23 protein-coding genes are annotated in these 23077 nt (G+C 71.2%); 13 read left to right on the top strand and 10 right to left on the bottom strand.

The features are described 5' to 3' along the window. Positions 1 to 32 precede the first annotated feature (32 nt). Positions 33 to 515 (bottom strand): Lrp/AsnC family transcriptional regulator, encoded by a 483-nt coding sequence (locus ASD48_RS06520; protein WP_057600414.1) that lies wholly within the window; start codon positions 513 to 515, stop codon positions 33 to 35. Between the two features lie 126 nt (positions 516 to 641). Between ASD48_RS06520 and hppD the strand changes: the two genes are divergently transcribed. Continuing rightward, complete coding sequence (gene hppD, locus ASD48_RS06515; RefSeq protein WP_057600412.1) at positions 642 to 1787, top strand: 4-hydroxyphenylpyruvate dioxygenase; 1146 nt, start codon at positions 642 to 644, stop codon at positions 1785 to 1787. Positions 1788 to 1863: 76 nt separating this feature from the next. On the opposite strand, the gene ASD48_RS06510 is transcribed toward hppD, so the two are convergent. After that, entirely contained in the window at positions 1864 to 3336 is a 1473-nt protein-coding gene (locus ASD48_RS06510; protein ID WP_057600411.1) for a tetratricopeptide repeat protein, read from the bottom strand. A 98-nt stretch (positions 3337 to 3434) separates the two neighbouring features. Between ASD48_RS06510 and ASD48_RS06505 the strand changes: the two genes are divergently transcribed. Further along, a complete protein-coding gene (locus ASD48_RS06505; RefSeq protein WP_057601041.1) occupies positions 3435 to 4805 on the top strand; it encodes an FAD-linked oxidase C-terminal domain-containing protein in 1371 nt (456 codons plus the stop codon). Between the two features lie 55 nt (positions 4806 to 4860). Here the strand turns inward: ASD48_RS06505 and ASD48_RS06500 are convergent, their stop codons facing one another. Then, positions 4861 to 5337: an SsgA family sporulation/cell division regulator gene (locus ASD48_RS06500; protein ID WP_057600410.1), complete on the bottom strand. Its 477-nt coding sequence runs from the start codon at positions 5335 to 5337 to the stop codon at positions 4861 to 4863. 272 nt (positions 5338 to 5609) lie between these two features. Here ASD48_RS06500 and ASD48_RS06495 point away from each other — a divergent pair, with 272 nt between their 5' ends. Together ASD48_RS06495 and ASD48_RS06490 are read left to right on the top strand one after the other, a co-directional pair. Then, complete coding sequence (locus ASD48_RS06495; RefSeq protein WP_057600409.1) at positions 5610 to 7421, top strand: RDD family protein; 1812 nt, start codon at positions 5610 to 5612, stop codon at positions 7419 to 7421. 167 nt (positions 7422 to 7588) lie between these two features. Further along, a complete protein-coding gene (locus tag ASD48_RS06490; protein ID WP_057600408.1) occupies positions 7589 to 8308 on the top strand; it encodes an RDD family protein in 720 nt (239 codons plus the stop codon). A gap of 66 nt (positions 8309 to 8374) precedes the next feature. Here the strand turns inward: ASD48_RS06490 and ASD48_RS41580 are convergent, their stop codons facing one another. Then, entirely contained in the window at positions 8375 to 8734 is a 360-nt protein-coding gene (locus ASD48_RS41580; protein WP_079073627.1) for a hypothetical protein, read from the bottom strand. Between the two features lie 368 nt (positions 8735 to 9102). Between ASD48_RS41580 and ASD48_RS06480 the strand changes: the two genes are divergently transcribed. Then, a complete protein-coding gene (locus tag ASD48_RS06480; protein WP_057600406.1) occupies positions 9103 to 11451 on the top strand; it encodes an immune inhibitor A domain-containing protein in 2349 nt (782 codons plus the stop codon). 193 nt (positions 11452 to 11644) lie between these two features. Next, on the top strand, positions 11645 to 12004 hold the full coding sequence (locus tag ASD48_RS06475; RefSeq protein WP_057600405.1) for a hypothetical protein: 360 nt from the start codon (positions 11645 to 11647) through the stop codon (positions 12002 to 12004). 31 nt (positions 12005 to 12035) lie between these two features. On the opposite strand, the gene ASD48_RS06470 is transcribed toward ASD48_RS06475, so the two are convergent. The 4 genes from ASD48_RS06470 to clpS form a co-directional block, all read right to left on the bottom strand. Then, positions 12036 to 12458 carry a M67 family metallopeptidase gene (locus ASD48_RS06470; RefSeq protein WP_020132199.1) on the bottom strand — a complete coding sequence of 141 codons (423 nt, stop codon included), beginning with the start codon at positions 12456 to 12458 and terminating at the stop codon, positions 12036 to 12038. Between the two features lie 144 nt (positions 12459 to 12602). Continuing rightward, on the bottom strand, positions 12603 to 14036 hold the full coding sequence (locus tag ASD48_RS06465) for an amino acid permease (RefSeq protein WP_057600404.1): 1434 nt from the start codon (positions 14034 to 14036) through the stop codon (positions 12603 to 12605). Positions 14037 to 14356: 320 nt separating this feature from the next. Further along, positions 14357 to 14965, bottom strand: coding sequence for a DUF2017 domain-containing protein (locus tag ASD48_RS06460; protein ID WP_057600403.1), 609 nt, complete (start codon positions 14963 to 14965; stop codon positions 14357 to 14359). 11 nt (positions 14966 to 14976) lie between these two features. Next, positions 14977 to 15342 carry an ATP-dependent Clp protease adapter ClpS gene (gene clpS, locus ASD48_RS06455; protein ID WP_057600402.1) on the bottom strand — a complete coding sequence of 122 codons (366 nt, stop codon included), beginning with the start codon at positions 15340 to 15342 and terminating at the stop codon, positions 14977 to 14979. 89 nt (positions 15343 to 15431) lie between these two features. On the opposite strand from clpS, the gene ASD48_RS06450 reads away from it, so the two are divergent. The 6 genes from ASD48_RS06450 to ASD48_RS06430 all read left to right on the top strand — a co-directional run bounded on the left by ASD48_RS06450 (position 15432) and on the right by ASD48_RS06430 (position 20219). Next, positions 15432 to 16778 carry a nicotinate phosphoribosyltransferase gene (locus ASD48_RS06450; protein ID WP_057600401.1) on the top strand — a complete coding sequence of 449 codons (1347 nt, stop codon included), beginning with the start codon at positions 15432 to 15434 and terminating at the stop codon, positions 16776 to 16778. A 97-nt stretch (positions 16779 to 16875) separates the two neighbouring features. Then, a complete protein-coding gene (locus tag ASD48_RS06445; protein ID WP_057600400.1) occupies positions 16876 to 17460 on the top strand; it encodes an isochorismatase family protein in 585 nt (194 codons plus the stop codon). A gap of 86 nt (positions 17461 to 17546) precedes the next feature. Further along, the gene (locus tag ASD48_RS06440) at positions 17547 to 18659 is read left to right on the top strand and encodes a LacI family DNA-binding transcriptional regulator (RefSeq protein WP_057600399.1); all 1113 of its coding nucleotides are present in this window, start codon (positions 17547 to 17549) and stop codon (positions 18657 to 18659) included. A gap of 92 nt (positions 18660 to 18751) precedes the next feature. Next, complete coding sequence (locus tag ASD48_RS46130; protein ID WP_020132206.1) at positions 18752 to 18847, top strand: putative leader peptide; 96 nt, start codon at positions 18752 to 18754, stop codon at positions 18845 to 18847. A gap of 126 nt (positions 18848 to 18973) precedes the next feature. Next, positions 18974 to 19252, top strand: a complete 279-nt coding sequence (locus ASD48_RS06435) for a MoaD/ThiS family protein (protein WP_057600398.1) — start codon at positions 18974 to 18976, stop codon at positions 19250 to 19252. Positions 19253 to 19268: 16 nt separating this feature from the next. Then, the gene (locus ASD48_RS06430) at positions 19269 to 20219 is read left to right on the top strand and encodes a cysteine synthase (RefSeq protein ID WP_057600397.1); all 951 of its coding nucleotides are present in this window, start codon (positions 19269 to 19271) and stop codon (positions 20217 to 20219) included. A 4-nt stretch (positions 20220 to 20223) separates the two neighbouring features. On the opposite strand, the gene ASD48_RS06425 is transcribed toward ASD48_RS06430, so the two are convergent. After that, positions 20224 to 20706 carry a type II toxin-antitoxin system PemK/MazF family toxin gene (locus ASD48_RS06425; RefSeq protein ID WP_057600396.1) on the bottom strand — a complete coding sequence of 161 codons (483 nt, stop codon included), beginning with the start codon at positions 20704 to 20706 and terminating at the stop codon, positions 20224 to 20226. A 260-nt stretch (positions 20707 to 20966) separates the two neighbouring features. Between ASD48_RS06425 and ASD48_RS06420 the strand changes: the two genes are divergently transcribed. After that, positions 20967 to 21719 (top strand): MBL fold metallo-hydrolase, encoded by a 753-nt coding sequence (locus ASD48_RS06420; protein WP_057600395.1) that lies wholly within the window; start codon positions 20967 to 20969, stop codon positions 21717 to 21719. Positions 21720 to 21800: 81 nt separating this feature from the next. Here the strand turns inward: ASD48_RS06420 and ASD48_RS06415 are convergent, their stop codons facing one another. Beyond that, positions 21801 to 23051: a PTS transporter subunit EIIC gene (locus tag ASD48_RS06415; RefSeq protein WP_057600394.1), complete on the bottom strand. Its 1251-nt coding sequence runs from the start codon at positions 23049 to 23051 to the stop codon at positions 21801 to 21803. Positions 23052 to 23077: the final 26 nt, after the last annotated feature.

The raw sequence follows: 23077 nt of genomic DNA, 5'->3' as shown, positions 1-23077 counted from the left end.
ACCCGGACCAGCTCCGGGTCGGGTCCGCTGGGTCAGGGCCTGTCCCGGTCGTCCTCGGCCGCCTGCTCCACCAGCGGGATGATCCGCAGCGGAACGGGGTTCTCCATCACGATCGCCGTGGAGGCCCGGACAATGCCATCAAAACCGACGACCAGGTCGATCACCCGCTGGAGATCGGCGTTGGAACGGGCCACCAGCCGGCACAGCATGTCCCCGCTGCCGGTCGTGGTGTGCAGCTCCAGCACCTCCGGCACCGACCCCAAGTGGGCCCGCACGTCGGCACCTTGCCCCTGCCGGATCTGGAGGGTGGCGAACGCCGTGACCGGATAGCCGAGCGCCGCCGGATCGACCTCGGGGCCGAATCCCCGGATGACTCCATTCGACTGAAGCCGGTCGAGCCGCGCCTGCACGGTCCCCCGGGCCACTCCCAGCCGCCGGGACATCTCCAGCACCCCCAGCCGCGGTTCCCGGGCCAGCAGCACGATGATCCGGCCGTCCAGTCGGTCGATCGCCATACCTGCCCGCCTCCACGATGGTCACCCTGTACAGAAACGCGGTCGAAACCGCCGTACCGCTGAACACATTGCCCAGCGATGAAGCGAACTATTGCGCACCTTGCTGCCCGGCGCGAGGCTTCGGCTATGACGCAGACCACACACCACACTCCCGACACCGCCCGGCAGGCCGATCCCTTCCCGGTCAAGGGAATGGACGCGGTCGTCTTCGCCGTGGGCAACGCCAAGCAGGCGGCGCACTACTACTCCACCGCCTTCGGCATGAAGCTGGTCGCCTACTCCGGACCGGAGACGGGCAGCCGCGAGACCGCCTCGTACGTGCTCACCAACGGCTCGGCCCGCTTCGTCCTGACCTCCGTCATCAAGGCCGCCACCGGCTGGGGCGAGTTCCTCGAGCGGCATGTGGCCGAGCACGGCGACGGCGTCGTCGACCTGGCCATCGAGGTCCCCGACGCGCGGGCCGCGTACGCCTACGCGATCGAGCACGGCGCCCGCTCCGTCGCCGAGCCGTACGAGCTGAAGGACGAGCACGGCACCGTCGTCCTCGCCGCGATCGCCACCTACGGCGAGACCCGCCACACCCTGGTCGACCGCTCCGGCTACGACGGCCCGTACCTCCCCGGCTTCGTCGCCGCCGAGCCGATCGTCGAACCGCCCGCCCACCGCACCTTCCAGGCGATCGACCACTGCGTCGGCAACGTCGAACTCGGCCGGATGAACGAGTGGGTCGGCTTCTACAACAAGGTCATGGGCTTCACGAACATGAAGGAGTTCGTGGGCGACGACATCGCCACCGAGTACAGCGCCCTGATGTCGAAGGTCGTCGCGGACGGCACGCTCAAGGTCAAGTTCCCGATCAACGAGCCCGCCATCGCCAAGAAGAAGTCCCAGATCGACGAGTACCTGGAGTTCTACGGCGGCGCCGGCGTCCAGCACATCGCGCTCAACACCAACGACATCGTGCAGACCGTACGGACGATGCGGGCGGCCGGGGTCCGGTTCCTCGACACCCCCGACTCCTACTACGACACCCTCGGCGAGTGGGTCGGCGACACCCGCGTCCCCGTCGAGACCCTGCGCGAGCTGAAGATCCTCGCCGACCGCGACGAGGACGGCTATCTGCTCCAGATCTTCACCAAGCCGGTCCAGGACAAGCCGACCGTCTTCTTCGAGATCATCGAACGGCACGGCTCGATGGGCTTCGGCAAGGGCAACTTCAAGGCCCTGTTCGAGGCGATCGAGCGCGAGCAGGAGAAGCGCGGCAACCTGTGACGGCGCTGATCACGCGTCCCGCGTAACGGCGCAGGTCACGCGGGACGCGCCGAACGCGAGGGCGGCGGCGCCGGCCCTACTCGGGCAGCTCGGCCGGGGCCGGCTCGCCGCCCAGCCGGGCCAGCGCCGCCCGGGCCACCGGGCCGAGCAGCGGCGAGAAGTACGGGTTGATCTGCAGCGCCTCCGCAAGGTGGCGCCGGGCCGGCCCCGGCATGTCCAGCGCCCGCTCGATCATGCCCCGGTGGTACATGTACGGCGCGCTGTGCACGGCACCGCCGTGCACCCGGTCGGTGGCGATCATGGCGAACCTCAGCGCCTCCTTGTCGTCCCCGGCCCGGTGCAGCGCCCAGCCCAGCGCGTCCGCTACCGCGATCCCCGGCTGTTGCCTCCACTCGGCCCGCAGCCGCCGTACCGCCGACGCCGGATCCCCGTGGTCGGCCTCGAAGCGGCCGAGCACCAGCTGCCCGTCCACCCCGCCCGCCGCGTCCTGCCGCACCCGGGTCCGCAGCAGGTCGTACTGCACGCGCGCCGCCTGCGTGAGCCCCAGCGACTCGTACAGTTCGCCCAGCTCCAGCGCCCAAGCCGGCGACGGCTGCTTGGCGAGCGCCACCTGGTACGCGTTCAACGCCTCCGAGGTCCGGCCCAGAGCCGCCAGCGCCCGCCCCTGCCCGGCCTGCGCGGCCCGCTGGTCGGGGTCGAGCCTGACCGCCTCCTGGAAGTGCCGCAGGGCGTCCGCCCGCTCACCGCGCTCCCAGGCCAGCTGTCCCGCCCGCTCCAGCCAGGCCGCCTGCTCGGCGGGGGAGGAGGCAGCGGCCGCCGCGTCGGCGAGTGCGGCCTGCGCGTCCTCACGCCAGCCCCGGTCCCAGTAGACGCCCGCCGCCCGGGCCCGCACGGCGGGACCGGAGTGCAGCGCCGTCAGCGAGTCGAGGGCCTTGCGGGCCTTCTTGTGGTCGCCGAGCCCGGTGTACGCGTCGATCAGCTGCGGGTACGTCGTCCAGCGCTTCGGCGCCAGCTTCCGGGCGGCCTCGCCGAAGGACAGGGCCGCCCGGAAGTCACGCCGCGCGTTCGCCAGCGCGGCCAGGCCGTCGAGGGCCTCGGCGTTGGCCTGCGGGCGCACCTTCAGCGAGGTCCGCAGCGCCTGCTCGGCCTTCGGGTACAGGGCGGCGGCGTCCGCGGTGCGCCGGCCCTGCTCGAGGTAGGCCGTGCCCAGCACCGCCCAGGACCGCGCGTCCCGCGGATGCGCCCGCACCCGGCTCTCGCGCTCGTCGATCAGCACCGCCAGATCCGGCAGCGCGGCCGGCACCCCCGCACGGACCGCCGTGCCCGCCTGCGCCCCCGGAGCGGGGGAGGGCGCCCGGCGCGCCGCGGGCTCCCCGCCGGGCAGACACAGCAGCACCCCGCCGCCCAGCGCGAGACACCCCACGAGCGAGCCGACGAGCACCCGCCGACGCAGCCGGGAAACCTTGCCGGGGGCCGCGGGAGCCGCGTCGCCCGCGGCGGCCTCTTCGGGGGCGGTGCGCTCTTCGCCGGCGCGCTCTGCGTTCTCCATGGCGCTCACTGTGCGCCAGTACGACGACCGTACGACGTCAGCCGAAGGGTCGGGCGGACGGGGTTCACACCGATGGCCCCGGGTGCGAACCTGTGATCATGAGCCGTCACCTCGTCGACCGTCTGCTCGTCGGCCTGCCCCCCGAGGCCGTCCTCACCGACCCGGACATCACGGGCTCCTACGCCAACGACATGGCCAGTTTCTGCCCGGCCGGCACCCCCGCCGCCGTGGTGCTGCCGCGCACCGTCGAAGAGGTCCAGCACGTCATGCGCACGGCGACCGAACTGCGCGTTCCGGTCGTCCCGCAGGGCGCCCGCACCGGGCTGTCCGGGGGCGCCAACGCCTCCGAGGGCTGTGTCGTCCTCTCCCTGACGAAGATGGACCGGATCATCGAGATCAACCCGGTCGACCGGATCGCCGTCGTCGAACCGGGCGTCGTCAACGCGGCGCTCTCCCGCGCGGTGAACGAACACGGTCTCTGCTACCCGCCCGACCCCTCCAGCTGGGAGATGTGCACGATCGGCGGCAACATCGGCACCGCCTCGGGCGGGCTGTGCTGCGTCAAGTACGGGGTGACGGCCGAGTACGTCCTCGGCCTGGACGTCGTGCTCGCCGACGGCCGCCTGATGACCACCGGCCGCCGCACGGCGAAGGGCGTCGCCGGATACGACCTCACCCGCCTGTTCGTGGGCTCGGAGGGCTCGCTGGGGATCGTCGTCCGGGCGGTCCTGGCCCTCCGGCCGCAGCCGCCGCAGCAGCTGGTCCTGGCGGCCGAGTTCGCGTCCGGGGCCGCCGCCTGCGACGCGGTGTGCCGGATCATGGCGGGCGGACACGTCCCGTCCCTCCTCGAACTCATGGACCGTACGACGGTCAGGGCCGTCAACGACCTGACCCACATGGGACTCCCGGAGACGACGCAGGCCCTGCTGCTGGCCGCCTTCGACACCGCGGACCCGGCGGCCGACCTCGCCGCCGTCGGCGCGCTGTGCGAGGCGGCCGGCGCCACCCAGGTGGTCCCCGCCGACGACTTTGCCGAGTCCGAACTCCTGCTCCAGGCACGGCGGTCCTCGCTCGTCGCCCTGGAGGCGGTCAAGGGCACCACGATGATCGACGACGTGTGCGTGCCCCGGTCCCGGCTCGGCGAGATGCTCGAAGGCGTCGAGCGCATCGCGGAGAAGCACCGGCTGACCATCGGGGTCGTCGCCCACGCGGGCGACGGCAACACCCACCCCACGGTCTGCTTCGACGCGGCCGACCCCGACGAGTGCCGGCGCGCCCGCGACTCCTTCGACGAGATCATGGGCCTCGGCCTGGAACTCGGCGGCACCATCACCGGCGAGCACGGCGTGGGCGTGCTGAAGAAGGAGTGGCTGGCGCGCGAGATCGGCCCGGTGGGCGTGGAGATGCAGCGGGCGGTCAAGGCGGCCTTCGACCCGCTGAACATCCTCAACCCCGGCAAGCTGTTCTGACACCACCGGGAGCGGGCCCGGGAGCGAGAGCGGGACCGGGCCCCGGGCCTGCGCCTCACTCCCCGTCCATGGACTCGTCCGACGGCCACGGGTCGCACAGCCACAGGTCGTCCGCGGGAGTCGGGGCGAGCAGCTCGGCGAGACCGTCGTCGATACCGAGCTGACCGGCCTCGGTCCCCGGCGGCACCACCCGCAGCGTCCGCTCCAGCCAGGCCGAGAGCTGCGCCGCGGGCGCCTCGAGCAGGGCGTCCCCGTCGGGCGAGCTCAGCGCCATCAGCACGACGCTGCGCCCCTCCACCTTCGTCGGCCACACCCGCACGTCCCCGTGCCCGCACGGCCGGAACACGCCCTCCACGAGCAGTTCGCGGGCGAACGTCCAGTCGACCGGGTGCTCGGAGTTGATGTGGAAGGCGACGTGGACGGCGAACGGGTCGTCGCTGCGGTAGCCCAGCCGGGCCGGGACCGGGATGCTGCGCTCCGGCGACAGGATCAGCCTGAGCTCCAGTTCGCGTTCCACCACGGTGTGATGCATGTCGGTTCTCCTCTCGAGACGGACCTCGCGCTGACCCGCGGTGGGCCCGTACGAGTGGAGAGGGGCCCGGCGCGGAACCATTACGCGGGTTCGGAGAACTTTTTTCGGCGGGTTCCGGCCCCGGGCTTCGGCGGGCCTTCCGAACGTGTGAAGAGCGTGCACGGGGTTGCCCGGAAAGGGGCGGGTCCGACAGGACTGGCAGTGGGGCTTGCGTCCGTCTGATAGATGTGGAGCCCCCCATCCCACCCCCGAGCAGATACGGGACGACGGACATGAGCGCCCCAACCCCGGCACCCGGCGACGACAGGCCCCGCGAGGGGTACTACCCGGACCCGTCCATCCCTGGATACGTCCGGTACTGGAACGGTGCCTCCTGGGTACCGGGCACCAGTCGGCCGGCGCCCTCCGACGGCCGACCGCTCACGCCCCCGCCCGGCTCGCCGCCGGCCTCCGTGGAGGAGACCGGACCGCACTTCTTCGACGAGGACCCGGCACCGGCGGAGCCGTACGGCGGCCGTCCCGAGCCCGCCTCCGCGTGGGGTGCCGACCGCGTCCACCAGTCGGGCTTCGGCGGCGACCAGGACCGCCGGGTCTCCTGGGGCTCCCCGCAGGGCGCCGACCCGAGGGTGCCCTCGCCCGCCCCGGCGCCGCCCGAGGGCCTGTCCACGAGCACGGACGGCACGTCCACGATCCCGCCCGCGGAACCGGAGGACGGCGCCGGGGACGTGGTCTCCGGGGGCACGTTCGTCTTCCGCCGGCCCACGCCGGGCGCCGCCGCCCCCGCGTCCGGTACCTCCGGCTCCCCGGGGCCCGTCCCCGACGAGGGCACGGTCACCTTCCGCCCGCCGGCCCCGCGCACGGGCCCGCAGGACGGTGTGTCCGGCGCGCAGCCGGCGGCCACGCCCGGTCCGGCGGGCAACGCGTCCGCGTTCCCCGCCGCCGCCCAGGGCCCCGGCCCCGCGCCGGTCCCCGGGGCACCTGGAGCCCCCGGGACCCCCGGAACGTCAGGGACCTCAGGGACCCCCGGGTTCGGCGACTCCGCACCCGCCGCACCAGCCGCTTCCGCCGCCTTCGGCGCACAGGGTCCGGTCGGCGCGCAGGGTCCGGTCGCGGCTCCGGCCGCACCCGGCGCCGCCAAGCCCGGTTTCGGGGCGGGCAAGGCGGCCGCCGAGCGTGCGGCGGCGGGTCAGACCCCGGGCGTCCCGGCCCCGCAGGGCCCGGCACACGTCGCGGCCGCCGCACAGGCTCCCGCACAGGCACCCGCCCCCGCTCCCACCCCGGTTCAGGCCCCGGCTCCACAGGGCCCCGCCGGGTTCCCGGCCGCGCAGTCCGGCGCGCAGCCGGACGCGCAGCCCGGCGCCCGGACGTCCGCACCCGCCCCCGCCCCCGGTGCCCAGCAGGGCGCTCCGAGCGTGCCCCGGCAAGGCGGCCCTCAGCCGCAGCCTCCGCAGGGTGCCGTGCCGATGGCCGCGGGTCCCGGCGGCGGGCAGTCCTCGTGGGCGCAGCAGGTGCACCAGCTCGCCGGAGCCGAGGACGGTCCCGTCGCGCCCTGGAAGCCGCCGGTCGACGACATCTTCCAGGCGGCCGCCCGGCGGGCGTCCGAGGCCCGTCCCGCGGGTCTCGGCAAGCGGCTGGCCGCCCGTCTCGTGGACACGCTCGTCGTCGCGGCCGTCACCTCCGCCGCCGCCGTGCCGCTGGGGGTGAAGGCCGTCGACCACGTGACCGCGAAGGTCGACGCCGCCAAGCTCACCGGAGAGACCGTCACCGTCTGGCTGCTCGACGGCACGACGTCGGTGTACCTCGGGATCGTCCTCGCCGTGCTGCTGGTCTTCGGGATCGTGTACGAAGCCCTGCCGACCGCCAAGTGGGGCCGCACGCTGGGCAAGAAGCTGTTCGGCCTCCAGGTGCGGGACATCGAGGGCGGCGAACCCCCGTCCTTCCGGGCGGCGCTGGGCCGCTGGCTCGTCTACAGCGTGCCCGGTCTGCTCGTGGTCGGTGTGGTGGGCGTCGTATGGGGCCTGTTCGACAAGCCGTGGCGGCAGTGCTGGCACGACAAGGCGGCCCACACGTTCGTCGCCGGCTGACCCGCACCCTCGTACTCCCGCACCCCCGTACTCCTCGTACGCCCGCACCTCGGCACCTCGGCACCTCTGCACGCCCGAACGCCCGGCCCCCCGTACCCCGGCACCCCGTCCCCCGGACGGCCGCTCGCCGGATGCGGAGTCCGCGGGTTCGGGGTCGACTCGGGGGCATGACCACCGAACCGCCCCCCGGCTCCGGCGGCGGCGAGCCGCCGGACGACGACCCGTTCAGGAAGCGGCCCCCGCAGCAGGAGCCCCCGCAGCCCCCGTACGGGCAGGGTCGGCCCCCGTCCGGTGAGGGGCAGGGCTCGCCGTACGACGCATCGCGCGATCCGTACGGCGGCGGGTCGGGTCAGCCCCCTCCCTACGGTGGCGGTCCGTACGGCGGGGGTCCGCAGGGCGGCGACCCCTACGGCGGCTACCCGGCCGACCCGCTCTCCGGGATGCCCCCGCTCGCCGACAGCGGCAAGCGCACGCTGGCCCGGATCATCGACATGATCCTCGTCTTCATCGTGGTGTCCCTGCTGGCCTGGGCCTTCGGGGTCGCGCAGTACACGGTGGACGCGGACGACATCGAGTTCGGCAAGACCTTCGGACGGGAACTCCTCGCCGCGATCCTGTACGTCGCGTACGACACGATCCTGACCGCCAAGTCGGGCCAGACGCTGGGCAAGAAGTGGCTCGGCATGCGGGTGGCCAACCTCGACAACGGCTCCACACCCTCCGCGCAGACCTCGCTGATCCGCGCCCTGGTGCTGTGGGTGCCGTTCGCGTTCTGCTGCGCCTGCGTGTGGACGGCGATCTGCGGCGGCTGGAGCTACTTCGACAAGCCCTACAAGCAGGGTCTGCACGACAAGGCGGCCAAGACGGTGGTGGTCAGCACGCGCTGAGCCGGCCGCGCGCATGACGCAGGGCCCGCACCACGAGGTGCGGGCCCTGCGTCATGCGCACGTGCGTCAGGGGGCCGTGGGCTCCCGGACGGGCTCGGATGCGGAGGCGACCGAAGCCCGGACCGACGCGTGCACGGGGGCGCGCGCGGGAACGGTGACGGGCTCGGGCCGGCTCGCGGGCACGCTCGCCGTGGAGCGGGCCGCGGGTCGGATCACGGAACGGGTCGTGGAGCGGGCCACGGGGGTCCTGGACGGCTTCGGCACCGGCACCGTCATGGCGACGAGCAAGCCGAGCGCGACCGCGGCGACGACGACGACCGCGATCCCGGGGCCCGAACTCGTCTGTGACAGCAGCAGCATGGCGAGCGTCGAGCAGATGACGGTGCAGGAACCGTACGTGAGCTGTGCGACAGTCGGACGAGGCATGGCAATCGGTGTCCTCGGAAGCGGGGGCGGTCTCGACTCTAATCGGCTGCATGCCCGAGCGGAACGAACGGTAAGCGTGACCTAACCCACGGTGCCGGTGCACAGGGGGCGCACGGAGTCATGGCGTCCATCAAGTGGACTGTCCTGCGCGCCTGTCGAGGCCTCCGTCACGTTACAGTCGCATGTCCGCAATGCGAACACACGCTCCCAATAATGCAGTTGACTTGTCCAAGTCAAGGTCTGTCTTTTCTCGTAAACCAGTAGTCAAATGGCGTCACTTGACTACACGCGTATAACAGCGCGCGGACCTTCCTTGACAGGGATCCCCCCTTTCCGCGCGTCCGGACGCGTGCGTGGGAGGACATCAAGTGACCAGTAGATCCTGGACGTTCAGGACGGCCGCCACGGTCGTCGCCCTTGCGGCGGCCTCGGCGACGTTCTCGACGTTCGCCGTGGCACAGGCCGCCGACAACACCTCGGCGAAGGCCCCGGCGGTGGACCGGCAGGACCCGCAGCCGGCCAAGGCCAAGGAGCACGACTTCGACGGCCCGCTCAGCAAGACCCAGGAGGCGCAGCGCGAGGAGGCCATCGAGCAGGTCATATCCGGCGAGGCGTCGGTCAAGAACCGGGACGGCTCGAAGGTCGTCCAGCTCAAGAGCCGCAAGGGCGACAGCAAGTACGTCGAGCTCGGCCGCGAGAAGACCGACAAGATCTTCACGATCCTCGTCGAGTTCGGCGACCAGGTCGACAGCCGCTACGGCGGCACGGCCGGCCCGCTGCACAACCAGATAGCCGCGCCGGACCGCACCAAGGACAACTCCACCGCCTGGCAGGCGGACTACAACCAGAAGCACTTCCAGGAGCTGTACTTCGGCACCGGCAAGAACACCGAGTCGCTGAAGAAGTACTACGAGAAGCAGTCCTCGGGCCGCTACTCGGTCGACGGCGAGGTGACCGACTGGGTCAAGGTCCCGTACAACGAGGCCCGCTACGGCTCCAACAGCGCCTCCACCGGCGCCTGGTACGCGGTCCAGGACGGCGTCAACGCCTGGGTCGCCGAGCGTGAGGCGGCCGGCGCCACCGCCGCCGAGATCAAGGCGGAGCTGGCCGAGTTCGACCAGTGGGACCGCTACGACTACGACGGCGACGGCGACTTCAACGAGTCGGACGGCTACATCGACCACTTCCAGATCGTGCACGCCGGCGAGGACGAGTCCGCGGGCGGCGGCGCCCAGGGCGAGGACGCCATCTGGGCGCACCGCTGGTACGCCTTCGGCACCGACGCCGGCTCCACCGGCCCGGACACCAACAAGCTCGGCGGCGCCCAGGTCGGCGACACCGGCATCTGGGTCGGCGACTACACCATCCAGCCGGAGAACGGCGGACTCGGCGTCTACGCGCACGAGTACGGCCACGACCTCGGTCTGCCGGACGAGTACGACACCTCCGGCGGCGGCGAGAACTCCACCGGTTTCTGGACCCTGATGTCCTCCGGTTCCTGGCTCGGCACCGGCAAGGAGGCCATCGGCGACCTGCCCGGCGACATGAACGCCTGGGACAAGCTCCAGCTGGGCTGGCTGGACTACGACGTGGCCAAGGCGGGCGTGAAGTCCACGCACACGCTCGGCGTCGCGGAGTACAACACCAAGAACGCCCAGGCCCTCGTGGTCCAGTTGCCGGAGAAGGAGGTCACCACCGAGGTGGTCGCCCCGGCCGAGGGCGCCACGCAGTGGTGGAGCGGCAGCGGCGACGACCTGCGCAACACCCTGACCCGCGCGGTGGACCTGACCGGCAAGACGTCGGCCTCGCTGTCCCTGGACGGCTGGTGGGACATCGAGCAGGACTACGACTACCTGTACACCGAGGTCTCCACCGACGGCGCCAACTGGACGCCGGTCGACGGCACCCTGGCCGACGGCAGCGCCATCCCGCGTGACGGCAGCGGCAAGCCCGCCCTCACCGGCACGGTCGACGCCTACCAGAAGCTGACCTTCCCGCTGAACGCCTACGCGGGCCAGAAGATCAGCCTCCGCTTCCGCTACGCCACCGACGGCGGCGTGGCCCAGAAGGGCTTCGCGGCCGACGAGATCAAGGTGACGGCGGACGGCGCCACCCTGTTCTCCGACAACGCGGAGACCGCGGACGCGGCGTGGACGGCGACCGGCTTCTCCCGGATCGGCGCGTCCATCACGGACGACTACGCCCAGTACTACATCGCCGAGAACCGCCAGTACGTGTCGTACGACAAGACCCTCAAGGTCGGCCCGTACAACTTCGGCTTCTCGACGACCCGGCCCGACTGGGTGGAGCACTACGCCTACCAGAACGGTCTGCTGATCTGGAAGTGGGACACCTCGCAGGCGGACGACAACACCAGCCAGCACCCGGGTGAGGGCCTGATCCTCCCGGTCGACTCGCACCCGACCGCGCTGAAGTGGGCCGACGGCTCCGTCATGAACGCCCGTCTGCAGAGCTTCGACTCGCCCTTCAGCCAGTACCGGACGGACGCGATCACGCTGCACAGGGCGGACGTCGCGGTCAAGATCAAGTCGCGTCCGGGTGTCCCGGTCTTCGACGACGGCAAGTCCACGTACTACGACGCGGCGACCCCGCTCGCGGGCGTCAAGGTCACTGACACCAACACCTCGATCAAGATCGTCAACGAGCCGCTCAGCGGTTCGACGATCAAGGTGAAGGTCGGTCCGTCGACCAAGTAGTCGACGTTTTCGCAGGTCAGACACGTATCGGCGGCAACCCCCTGGCGGGTTGCCGCCGATCGTGTTTAGGTGCCTCCTGTGCCCTTCTTATTGACACCTGCATCGACGCAGGCATCGACACAGACATCGACAGCGACCTCGGCGCCGGCCCCGGCGACGACCTCGATACCGACGCGCACGGGGGTGTGACCGCATGGCCGCAGGAGGCTTCTGCAAGCTGCCCGACGGCATGGTGGTGGTGGCGTTGAACCTGCCCAGCCCCATCGCCGTGGAGGGCCTCCCGGGCCCCTCCGCGGACGTTCGCGTGCTGGTCCACGCCCGGAACCGGGCCCGCGCCCTGACCAGGCTCCGCAACCTGGGCCTGCGGGCCGTCTACCTGCGCGGCAACGCGGCGCCCCCCACCCCGGACGAGGTCACGGCGGTGCTCCACCACCCGGACGGCCTGATCTGGCGCACGGCCCCCGGCGGAGGTGTCCCGATCGGCGTGGTGGCCGTACCGGAGCTGTGGCGCCCCATCCGCTCGCTGCTGCGGGGCACGGCGGCGGCCGCCTAGGCGCGGGGGCCGCCGGAACGCGGTGCGCGCCTCAGTACGCCTCGACGACCCGTACGTCCTCCTCCGTGACCACCGCGTCCACGATGCGGAACGAGCGGAACTGGAACTCGCCCCCGCCGTCCGTGTCCGCCGTCGACACCAGCACGTAGTGCGCGCCCGGCTCGTTCGCGTACGAGATGTCCGTGCGGGACGGGTACGCCTCCGTGGCGGTGTGGGAGTGGTAGATGATCACCGGATCCTCGTCGCGGTCGTCCAGCTCGCGGTAGAGCTTGAACAGGTCGCCCGAGTCGAACTCGTAGAACGTGGGCGACATGGCCGCGTTCAGCATCGGGATGAAACGTTCCGGGCGGTCCGTGCCCGCCGGACCCGCGACCACGCCGCACGCCTCGTCGGGGTGGTCCTTGCGCGCGTGGGCGACGATCTGGTCGTGCAGGGCCTGGGTGATGGTCAGCATGGTCGCCAGGATAAGCAAAGGGGCCGTTCCGTACCGAGGAGTGGTACGGAACGGCCCACATCGCGGACGTCCTGAGCGGCTGCCGCAGGGGGCGCCACGAGTGCTCCCTGCGGCCGGACGTCCCGGGGATGGTCCTCCGGTCGGTCAGCCGACCTTCTCGAACTCCGGCTCGCGCCGTTCGGTGATCTCCGGGTTGCGGCCCTTCAGGACCGCCCAGCCGATACCGAGCGCGACCGCCCAGCCCGCCATCACGTAGAGGCAGACCCGGGAGTCGGCGTCGTACGCGATCAGGCCGGTGACGAAGAGCAGGAAGACGATGGCCACCCAGCTGAACGCCGAGCCGCCGGGGGCCGGGAAGGACGAGGCGGGCAGCCGGCCCGCGACGACCGCGCGGCGGTAGAGGACGTGGCTGATCAGGATCATCAGCCAGGTCCAGATGCCGGCCGCGGTGGCCACCGAGGTGACGTAGCCGAAGGCCTTCTCGGGGACGACGTAGTTCAGGATCACGCCGATGCCCATGAACAGGACCGAGACCGTGATGCCGAAGGCGGGGGTCTTCGTCGACGACAGCCTGCGGAAGACCGCGGGGGCCTCGCCGCTGTCGGCCAGGTTCCGCAGCATCCGGCCCGTCGAGTACATGCCCGAGTTGCAGGAGGACAGGGCCGCCGTCAGCACGACGAAGTTCACGATGCCGGCGCCCGCCGGGATGCCGATCTTCGCGAACGCCTCCACGAACGGGCTCACGCCCGGCGCGAACTCCGTCCACTTCACGACGCAGAGGATGACCGTGAGCGCGCCGACGTAGAACAGCGCGATACGCCACGGAAGGGTGTTGATCGCCTTCGGGAGCGTCTTCTCCGGGTCCTGCGACTCGCCCGCCGTGACACCGACCAGCTCGACCGCGAGGTAGGCGAACATGACGCCCTGCAGGGTCATCAGGGACGAGCCGACGCCCTTGGGGAAGAAGCCGTCGAAGGCCCACAGGTTGGAGACCGCGGCCGTGTCGCCGGCGCTGCTGAAGCCGAAGGTGAGGACGCCCAGGCCGATGACGATCATGCCGATCAGCGCGGTGACCTTCACCATCGAGAACCAGAACTCCAGCTCGCCGAAGAGCTTCACGGAGATCAGGTTGACCCCGAACAGGATCACCAGGAAGACCAGTGCGGTCACCCACTGGGGGACGGCCGGGAACCAGTAGTTGACGTAGATCGCGGCGGCCGTCAGCTCGGCCATGCCGGTGACGACCCACATCAGCCAGTACGTCCAGCCGGTGAAGTAGCCGAAGAACGGGCCGAGGAACTCGCGCGAGTACTCCGCGAACGAACCCGAGACCGGGCGGTAGAGCAGCAGCTCGCCCAGCGCCCGCATGATGAAGAAGATGATCCCGCCCGCGAGGGCGTACATCAGGATGAGGCTGGGACCGGCCTTGGCGATGTTCGCCCCGGCACCCAGGAAGAGCCCGACGCCGATGGCGCCGCCGATCGCGATCATCTGGACCTGGCGGCTGCCGAGTCCGCGCTCGTACCCCTCTTCGGGAGTGTCAGTGACAGCGGTGTCAGTGACCTTCTCAGAGGTCATGTGTGATGCGCCTTTCTCCATGCCGACCCGGGCCTCTCGTCGGCCTCGGATCGGGTTTCGATCCCCCCGGATTGATGGAGCGATGCCTGGCCGGCGATCAACCGGCTCGGTGGCGCACCCGGCCGAACATACGGGTGGTGTTCGCCGGGCGGTCGTGAAGATTTATCACGCCCGCAATATTGATCACCCGGGTGGGCTGTGGCGCACGACACAAGAAGAAGCGGATGAACGAGACACAAAGAGGACACTCCCGGCCGTCGCGTTGACGCGATCGTTATCCGGATTTGAGCGTCCTCTGAGCGAACAAAAAAGCGAAGGAATCAGGGCAGAAGGGTCGTCACGAGCGTCTCCTGGAGCCCGCCCAGCCACAGATACGCCATCACCATCGGCTTGCGCGGGTCCTCGTCCGGCAGCCGGTAGAGGAGGTCGGTGTCGTCCTCGTCGGTGATCTCCAGGCGGGAGCCGATCGCGAGGCGCAGGTCGTTCAGCGCGCGGAGCCACTGCTGGGACTGCTGCGGGGTCAGCTTCAGCACCGCCCCGCCCGCGCCGGCCGCCTCGGAGGCCAGCGCGTCCAGCGAGCGGACCACCGTGAGGGCGTTCTCGCGCTTGCCGGCCCGCAGGTCGTTCTCGGTGTAGCGGCGGAACTCGGCGGAGTGCGCCTTCTGCTCGTCCGCCCGCCCGCCCTTCGAGGTGCCCTCCGGGTCGGTGTAGGCGTCCGGGAAGAGGCGGCGCAGCACCGGGTCGGCGGGCGGCTCGCTCGGCCCCTCGGCGAAGAGCTCGGCGAGCGGGTCGTCGGGGGCGTCCTCGGCCGGGCCGGGGCCGATGAGCTCCAAAAGCTGCACGGCCAGCGACCGGATGATGGAGATCTCGACGTCGTCGAGTGCGACGGCCGCGCCGCCGCCGGGGAGCGGTTCGAAGTGTCCAGGCATAGGAGGGCAGGCTACTTCCGGTCCTGCTGGAGGGTGGCCCACAGGCCGTATCCGTGCATCGCCTGCACGTCGCGCTCCATCTCCTCGCGCGAGCCGCTGGAGACGACCGCCCGGCCCTTGTGGTGGACGTCCATCATGAGCTTGGTGGCCTTGTCCTTGCTGTACCCGAAGTACGACTGGAAGACGTACGTCACGTAGCTCATGAGGTTGACCGGGTCGTTGTGCACGATCGTGACCCAGGGGACGTCCGGCTCGGGTACGGCGAAGACCTCCTCCGCCGACTCGGTGCGTTCGATCTCTAGGGGAGCGGGTGACGTCACAAGCCCATGCTGCCACGCATCCGGGAAATCGTCACACCGACGAAAAGGGAGTACCATCCATTGCCATGCTGCACACACCGGGGGACAACCCCCGGGCCCCCGGCCGCGCCTGGGGTAGCCGGAGAGTCACGGACTGGGTGAGGTAAGTGGACGTTGCGGACCTTGGGCTGCCGGTGGATGTGCCGTCGACGGCGCTCTTCACGGACCAGTACGAACTGACGATGCTCCAGGCGGCCCTGAAAGCGGGCACGGCCGAACGGCGCAGCGTGTTCGAGGTCTTCACCCGGCGGCTGCCGGAGGGTCGGCGCTACGGCGTCGTCGCGGGCACCGGGCGGGTCCTGGACGCCGTCGAGAACCTCCGCTTCGACGCGGACGTCCTCGGCTTCCTGCGCGAGCGGAACATCGTCGACGACGAGACCCTGGAGTGGCTCGCCGGATACCGCTTCTCGGGTGACATCCTGGGCTACCCGGAGGGCGAGGTCTACTTCCCGGGCTCGCCGATCATGCGCGTCGAGGGCTCCTTCGCCGAGTGCGTGCTCCTCGAGACCGTGATCCTCTCCATCCTCAACCACGACTCCGCGATCGCGGCCGCCGCCTCCCGGATGTCCTCCGCCGCGGGCGAGCGCCCGCTGATCGAGATGGGCGCCCGCCGCACCCACGAGCTGGCCGCGGTCGCCGCCGCCCGCGCCGCCTACGTCGGCGGCTTCGCCACCACCTCCGACCTGGCCGCCGGCTTCCGCTACGGCATTCCCACCGTGGGCACCAGCGCCCACGCCTTCACCCTCCTGCACGACACCGAGCGGGACGCCTTCCAGGCCCAGGTCGACTCGCTCGGCCGGGGCACCACCCTGCTCGTCGACACGTACGACGTCGCCGAGGCCGTCCGGACGGCCGTCGAGGTCGCCGGGCCCGAGCTCGGCGCGGTCCGCATCGACTCCGGCGACCTGATCCTCGTCGCCCACCGGGTGCGCCAGCAGCTCGACGAGCTCGGCGCGACGGACACCCGGATCGTCGTCACCTCCGACCTCGACGAGTACGCCATCGCCTCACTGGCCGCGGCCCCCGTCGACGCGTACGGCGTCGGCACCCAGCTGGTGACCGGCTCCGGACACCCGACCTGCTCGATGGTCTACAAGCTGGTCGCCCGCGCCGGATCCGCCGACCCGCGCGCGCCGCTGGTGCCGGTGGCGAAGAAGTCCTCCGGCGGCAAGACCTCCATCGGCGGCCGCAAGTGGGCGGCGCGCCGGCCCGACGCGCACGGGGTGGCCGAGGCCGAGGTCGTCGGCACCGGCGCCGTCCCCGCCGCACTGGCCGGCCACCAGCTGCTCGTCGAGCTGGTCAAGGGCGGCGAGGTCGTCGGCCGCGAGCCCCTGGACGCCGTCCGTGACCGCCACATCGCGGCCCGCGCCGGCCTGCCCCTCTCCGCGACCCAGCTGTCGCGCGGGGAACCCGTCATTCCCACGGAGTATGTACAGGGCCTGTCGGGTAATTAGGGCGTGTGCCCGGCGCACGCCGGGCGACGCCCCCTCCCGCGGGGCCGACAAAGTCTCTAGGCTCAATTACTTCATCCTCAGTCGAAGGACACCGACCATGCGCCGCGCCTTGATCGTCGTAGACGTGCAGAACGACTTCTGCGAGGGAGGCAGCCTCGCGGTGGCCGGCGGCGCCGACGTGGCCGCCGCCATCACCGAGCTGATCGGGCAGGCGCCCGCCGGATACCGGCATGTGGTGGCCACCCGCGACCACCACATCGCGCCCGGCGGCCACTTCGCCGACAACCCCGACTACGTGCACTCCTGGCCCGCGCACTGCGTGGCGGGCACGGAGGGCGTCGGCTTCCACCCCAACTTCGCGCCCGCCGTCGCCTCCGGCGCCGTCGACGCCGTCTTCGACAAGGGCGCCTACGCGGCCGCGTACAGCGGCTTCGAGGGCGCCGACGAGAACGGCGCGACGCTGGGCGACTGGCTGCGGGACCGCCAGATCGACGAGGTGGACGTCGTCGGCATCGCCACCGACCACTGTGTACGCGCCACCGCCCTGGACGCGGCCCGCGAGGGCTTCCGCACCCAGGTCCTGCTGGACCTCACCGCGGGCGTGGCCAAGGAGAGCACCGACCGGGCCCTGGAGGAACTGCGCGCGGCCGGCGTGGAACTGACCGGCAAGCCGGTCGTCTAGCGCGGGACAGGCCCCGGCCCCGGCGCCGACCCCCGCCCGCCGGATACCGTTTCCGCAAGGTGCACGCACAACTCGCCCCAACGGAGATGGTGTTGACGCAACGCTCGCACGTACGGCGCCCCACGCTCGAAGACGTCGCCCGGCAGTCGGGAGTGTCGAAGTCGACCGTGTCCCGGGTGATCAACGGGGAGGCCCGGGTACGGGCGGAGGTCGTCGACCGGGTCCGCCGGGTGATCTCCGAACTGGGCTACGTCCCCAACCAGGGGGCCCGGCAACTCGTCACCCACCGCACGAACGCCGTCTCCGTGGTCGCCGCCCAGCCCGAGAACAGGCTCTTCCTCGACCCCTTCTTCGACCTCCTCCTGCGCGGAATCCGCCGCGAACTCGCGCTCCACGGCGCCCAGGCCGTCCTGCTGTTCCTGGAGGAACCCGACGACTACGCGCGCGTGGCCGACTACCTGGGCGGCGGCCATGTCGACGGCGCGATCCTGTTCTCCCTGCGCCCCGGCGACCGGCTGGCCGAGATCGTCGACCGGCTCGGCCTCCCGGCCGTGTTCGGCGGCCGCCCGCTGCTGCGCGACGGTGACCCCGTGCGGCCCGGCCAGGCCCGTGTCGACGGCGACAACCGAGGCGGCGCCCGGCTGGCCGTCCAGCACCTGGTCGCCCTCGGGCGGCGGCGGATCGCGACCGTCACCGGGCCCTACGACCAGGAGAACTCCGCCGCGGACCGGCTGGCCGGGTACCGGGACGTGCTGCGCGACGCCGGCTCGCCGCCCCTCGTCGAGCGGGCCGACTACACCCGGCAGGGCGGCGCCGACGCCATGGCCGCGCTGCTGGACCGCCACCCCGGCCTCGACGCCGTGTTCGTCGCCTCCGACCTCATGGCGTCCGGCGCCCTCCAGACCCTGCGGGAGCGCGGGCGCCGGGTTCCCGAGGACGTGGCCGTCGTCGGCTTCGACGACCTCACCTCCATCGCCGAGACGACCGACCCGCCGCTCACCACCGTCCACCAGGACACCGAGGAGATGGGCCGGCTGATGGCCCGGCTGCTGCTCACCCTGCGAGACACCCCGGGCGGGTCGCCGGAACGGTCACCGGACAGGACTCCGGGCGGGGCTCCGGACAGGACTCCGGGCGGGGCTCCGGCCGGGTCCTCCGTGATCGTCCCCACCCGCCTGGTGCGCCGCGCGTCGGCCTGACGGCACCGGGGCGTCTCACTCCCCGGCCCCCTGTCGTCCGCGATGTGGGATCACATTCCAGGAGCCGGACCGGGAATCGATACGATGAGCCCATGGTTCTGAACGACGTGAGCGAGAAGACGCCGGGCGCACTGCTCGTGGCGCGGCTGCACGTCGACCTGTGCAGGCTCGCCAGCGCCATCTGTTGACGCACCACCCGCCGCCGTACGGCCGTGAGCCGATGGGGGCATGCCCGCGCGAGCGCAGCCGAGCGTGGGGGAGCCACACACGCACGAACCCGCGCCGCCCACACCTTCCGACAGGAGCCCTGAACCATGGCCATCGAGGTCCGCATCCCCACCATCCTCCGCCAGTACACCGACGGTCAGAAGGCGGTGGAGGGCAACGGTGACACCCTCGCCGACCTGTTCACCGACCTCGAGACCCGGCACACGGGCATCCGGGCCCGCATCGTGGACGACGGCAAGCTGCGCCGCTTCGTCAACGTGTACCTGAACGACGAGGACGTCCGCTTCGTCGACGGCATCGACACCAAGCTGACCGACGGCGACACCGTGACCATCCTGCCGGCCGTGGCCGGCGGCATGGCCTGATCGGCCGCCGGACCCCATGCGCTACGACTCCCCGCTGGCCGCGGTGGGCAACACCCCTCTGGTGCGCCTGCCGCGGCTCTCGCCGTCCGCCGACGTCCGCATCTGGGCGAAGCTCGAGGACCGCAACCCCACCGGCTCGGTCAAGGACCGCCCCGCCCTGCACATGGTCGAGCAGGCCGAGAAGGACGGCCGGCTCACCCCCGGCTGCACCATCCTGGAACCGACGAGCGGCAACACCGGCATCTCCCTCGCCATGGCGGCCAAGCTCAAGGGCTACCGCATGGTCTGCGTGATGCCCGAGAACACCTCGCAGGAGCGCCGGGACCTGCTCGGCATGTGGGGCGCCGAGATCATCTCCTCCCCGGCCGCGGGCGGCTCCAACACCGCGGTCCGCGTCGCCAAGGAGCTCTCCGCCGAGCACCCCGACTGGGTGATGCTCTACCAGTACGGGAACCCCGACAACGCCGGCGCCCACTACGCCACCACCGGCCCCGAGATCCTCGCCGACCTCCCGTCCATCACCCACTTCGTCGCCGGCCTCGGCACGACGGGCACCCTGATGGGCGTCGGCCGCTTCCTCCGCGAGAACAAGCCGGACGTGAAGATCGTCGCCGCCGAGCCGCGCTACGACGACCTGGTCTACGGCCTGCGCAACCTCGACGAGGGATTCGTACCCGAGCTGTACGACGCCTCCGTCCTGACCACCCGCTTCTCGGTCGGCTCGGCGGACGCCGTGACCCGCACCCGCGAACTCCTCCAGCAGGAGGGCATCTTCGCGGGCGTCTCCACGGGCGCGGCCCTGCACGCGGCGATCGGCGTCGGCAGGAAGGCGCTGAAGGCGGGGGAGAGCGCCGACATCGCGTTCGTCGTCGCCGACGGCGGCTGGAAGTACCTGTCCACGGGCGTCTACACCGCGGCCACCACCGAGGAAGCGATCGAGACCGTGCAGGGCCAGCTCTGGGCGTAGGGTTTCAGGTAGCCAGGTGACGGACCTGGTCCCACAGGACCGGGTCCACCACACCAACCCTGCGCCGGAAGTCGCTCACCCGGACCTGGCGCAGCTCGTCCGTCTCCAGGAAGCTCGGCCGCCCCTGCGCGTCGCCCACGGCACCCGGCGGCAGCGGGATCACCCCGGCCCGCTCGTCGTGGTACTTGCTGGTGATCTTCGCGACGGTGGCGCGGTCACCGCGCACCATGAGCACCAGACACGGCCGGTCCTTCATCCCCGGACCGTCCTCGAACGGCACGTCCGCCCACCAGATTTCCGCCGGCTGGGGACGGCCGGCGAAGCCGTGGCCCCGGGTCGGCCGGCCCGAAGGCCGCCCCGTCGTCCGGCCCGGCGGCCGGGTCCCGCGCCGCTTCGGTCGCCGGCCCCGCCCCCAGCCGTCCACGAGCGTCGCGACCAGCGCGAGCAGTATCACCGCCGCGAGCGCGAGCCACCAGGACGTGTCCATACGACGACGTTACCGGCGCGCGAGCGCCGCCGCGCGCCCCATCACCACTTCCCGTGCCCCCGGTCCAGCCGAACCGGTGACACCACAGGTGAGTTCGCCCACAACGGCCCCTGGCGGAGGAGCGACCCGGGGTTTTGCGCCTTACGCTCGACGCACCGCACGACCCCCGTCGCCCCATTTAACGATCATTCGTTCCACGATCCGTCCCCCGGACCTCACCCGGTACTTCTCGGTTTCCCGCCAGCGGAGGTTTCGCCTTCATGAAGCTCACCGTCGTCGGCTGCTCGGGGTCGTTCCCGTCCGCGGAATCGGCCTGCTCGAGCTACCTCCTCGAGGCCGACGGCTTCCGGCTGCTTCTCGACATGGGCAACGGCGCCCTGGGCGAGTTGCAGCGCCATTGCGGTCTCTACGACCTCGACGCGATCTTCCTGAGTCATCTGCACGCCGACCACTGCATCGACATGTGCGCCTACTTCGTCGCGCGCTACTACCGGCACGACGGCGGGCGCTGCGCCCCCATCCCGGTCTACGGCCCGGAGGGCACGGAGCACCGCCTGACCACGGCCTACGCCGACACCCCGTCGGCCTCCTCCATGAGCGAGGTCTTCGACTTCCACACGGTCAAGCCGTCCACCTTCGACGTCGGCCCGTTCACCGTGCACACCGAACGCGTGGCGCACCCGGTGGAGGCCTACGGCATCCGCGTCGAACACGGCGGCAGGTCGCTGACCTACTCCGGCGACACCGGTGTCAGCCCCGCGCTGGACGACCTCGCCCGCGACACCGACCTCTTCCTGTGCGAGGCAGCCTTCACGCACGGCAAGGAGAACATCCCCGACCTGCACCTCAACGGCCGCGAGGCCGGCGAGACGGCGAACAGGGCGGGCGCGAGGAAGCTCGTACTGACCCACATCCCGCCGTGGACCGACCCCCGGGTCAACCTGGCGGACGCCCGCGCGGTGTTCGACGGCCCGGTGGAACTGGCAGCGCCCCGGATGACGTACGAGATCTAGAGCCGACGCCACGCAGAAGGCCCCCGGAGCGGTTCAGGGCTCCGGGGGCCTTCGCGTGTCCTGCGCGGGCGTGCCGCGTACCTACGCCTTGGTGAGGTCCTCGACCTCCTCCTCGGGCTCACGGCCCGGGGTGGGGAGGTTGAACTTCGTGATCGCGAAGCGGAAGACCACGTAGTAGATCGCGCCGAACACCAGACCGATCGGGATGATCAGCCAGGGCTTGGTGGCCAGGTTCCAGTTCAGCGCGTAGTCGATGAAGCCCGCGGAGAAGGTGAAGCCCGCGTGGACGCCCAGGGCCCAGGTGATCGCCATGGACAGGGCCGTCAGCACCGCGTGGATCGCGTACAGCAGCGGCGCGATGAACATGAACGAGAACTCGATGGGCTCGGTGACACCGGTCACGAAGGAGGTCAGCGCGAGCGAGATCATCATGCCGAGCACGGCCTTGCGGCGCTCGGGGCGGGCGGTGTGCGCGATGGCCAGGGCGGCGGCCGGCAGACCGAACATCATGATCGGGAAGAAGCCGGACATGAACTGGCCGGCCGTCGGGTCACCCGCGAAGAAGCGGTTGAGGTCGCCGTGGACGACGTCGCCGGCCGCGTTCGTGAAGTCGCCGATCTGGAACCAGGAGACGGTGTTCACGAACTGGTGCATGCCGACCGGGATCAGCGCGCGGTTGATGAGACCGAACAGACCCGCGCCGAACGCGCCGAGGCCCGTCATCCACTCGCCGAAGTTCGAGATGACCTCACCGATCGGCTCCCAGACCAGACCGAAGAAGACACCCATCACCGTGCCGACGAACGCCATGATGATCGGCACCAGACGGCGGCCGTTGAAGAAGCCGAGCCAGTCCACCAGCTTCGTGCGGTGGAACCGCTGCCAGACCACCGCGCCCAGCAGACCCATCACGATGCCGCCGAGGACACCGGGGTTGTTGTAGGTCGCGGCTATGTCCGCACCCGCCTGGACCTTGGCCTCGGAGACCGGGAACGCCTTCAGCACGTTGCTGTAGACCAGGAACCCGACCAGCGCGGCCAGCGCCGTGGAGCCGTCCGACTTCTTGGCGAAGCCGATCGCGACACCGATGCAGAACAGCATCGGCAGGTTGTCGAAGATCGCACCGCCCGCGGTCGCGAACACCGCCGTGACCTTGTCGGGCAGGTGCAGCTTGTCGTGCACGTCGGCCTGGCCGAAGCGGAGCAGCAGACCCGCCGCCGGCAGCACGGCGATCGGGAGCTGAAGGCTGCGGCCGACCTTCTGCAGCCCCTGCAGAAGGCCGGAGCCCCATTTCTTCGAGGGGGCCGCCGTGGGCGCGGTGGCGGTGCTCATAGACTTCCTCCATCGGGTGGTGGTCT

This window comes from Streptomyces sp. Root1310 (genome assembly GCF_001426425.1).
Classification (GTDB): domain Bacteria; phylum Actinomycetota; class Actinomycetes; order Streptomycetales; family Streptomycetaceae; genus Streptomyces.
The sequence above is the reverse complement of the archived record's forward strand: the minus strand, read 5'-3'. Positions and strand labels throughout refer to the sequence as shown.

Coding starts and splice junctions, on each gene's coding strand:
- ASD48_RS06520 (WP_057600414.1), bottom strand. CDS start 515: ATGGCGATCGACCGACTGGACGGCCGGATCATCGTGCTGCTGGCCCGG.
- hppD (WP_057600412.1), top strand. CDS start 642: ATGACGCAGACCACACACCACACTCCCGACACCGCCCGGCAGGCCGAT.
- ASD48_RS06510 (WP_057600411.1), bottom strand. CDS start 3,336: ATGGAGAACGCAGAGCGCGCCGGCGAAGAGCGCACCGCCCCCGAAGAG.
- ASD48_RS06505 (WP_057601041.1), top strand. CDS start 3,435: ATGAGCCGTCACCTCGTCGACCGTCTGCTCGTCGGCCTGCCCCCCGAG.
- ASD48_RS06500 (WP_057600410.1), bottom strand. CDS start 5,337: ATGCATCACACCGTGGTGGAACGCGAACTGGAGCTCAGGCTGATCCTG.
- ASD48_RS06495 (WP_057600409.1), top strand. CDS start 5,610: ATGAGCGCCCCAACCCCGGCACCCGGCGACGACAGGCCCCGCGAGGGG.
- ASD48_RS06490 (WP_057600408.1), top strand. CDS start 7,589: ATGACCACCGAACCGCCCCCCGGCTCCGGCGGCGGCGAGCCGCCGGAC.
- ASD48_RS41580 (WP_079073627.1), bottom strand. CDS start 8,734: ATGCCTCGTCCGACTGTCGCACAGCTCACGTACGGTTCCTGCACCGTC.
- ASD48_RS06475 (WP_057600405.1), top strand. CDS start 11,645: ATGGCCGCAGGAGGCTTCTGCAAGCTGCCCGACGGCATGGTGGTGGTG.
- ASD48_RS06470 (WP_020132199.1), bottom strand. CDS start 12,458: ATGCTGACCATCACCCAGGCCCTGCACGACCAGATCGTCGCCCACGCG.
- ASD48_RS06465 (WP_057600404.1), bottom strand. CDS start 14,036: ATGACCTCTGAGAAGGTCACTGACACCGCTGTCACTGACACTCCCGAA.
- ASD48_RS06460 (WP_057600403.1), bottom strand. CDS start 14,965: ATGCCTGGACACTTCGAACCGCTCCCCGGCGGCGGCGCGGCCGTCGCA.
- clpS (WP_057600402.1), bottom strand. CDS start 15,342: ATGGTACTCCCTTTTCGTCGGTGTGACGATTTCCCGGATGCGTGGCAG.
- ASD48_RS06445 (WP_057600400.1), top strand. CDS start 16,876: ATGCGCCGCGCCTTGATCGTCGTAGACGTGCAGAACGACTTCTGCGAG.
- ASD48_RS06440 (WP_057600399.1), top strand. CDS start 17,547: ATGGTGTTGACGCAACGCTCGCACGTACGGCGCCCCACGCTCGAAGAC.
- ASD48_RS46130 (WP_020132206.1), top strand. CDS start 18,752: ATGGTTCTGAACGACGTGAGCGAGAAGACGCCGGGCGCACTGCTCGTG.
- ASD48_RS06435 (WP_057600398.1), top strand. CDS start 18,974: ATGGCCATCGAGGTCCGCATCCCCACCATCCTCCGCCAGTACACCGAC.
- ASD48_RS06430 (WP_057600397.1), top strand. CDS start 19,269: ATGCGCTACGACTCCCCGCTGGCCGCGGTGGGCAACACCCCTCTGGTG.
- ASD48_RS06425 (WP_057600396.1), bottom strand. CDS start 20,706: ATGGACACGTCCTGGTGGCTCGCGCTCGCGGCGGTGATACTGCTCGCG.
- ASD48_RS06420 (WP_057600395.1), top strand. CDS start 20,967: ATGAAGCTCACCGTCGTCGGCTGCTCGGGGTCGTTCCCGTCCGCGGAA.
- ASD48_RS06415 (WP_057600394.1), bottom strand. CDS start 23,051: ATGAGCACCGCCACCGCGCCCACGGCGGCCCCCTCGAAGAAATGGGGC.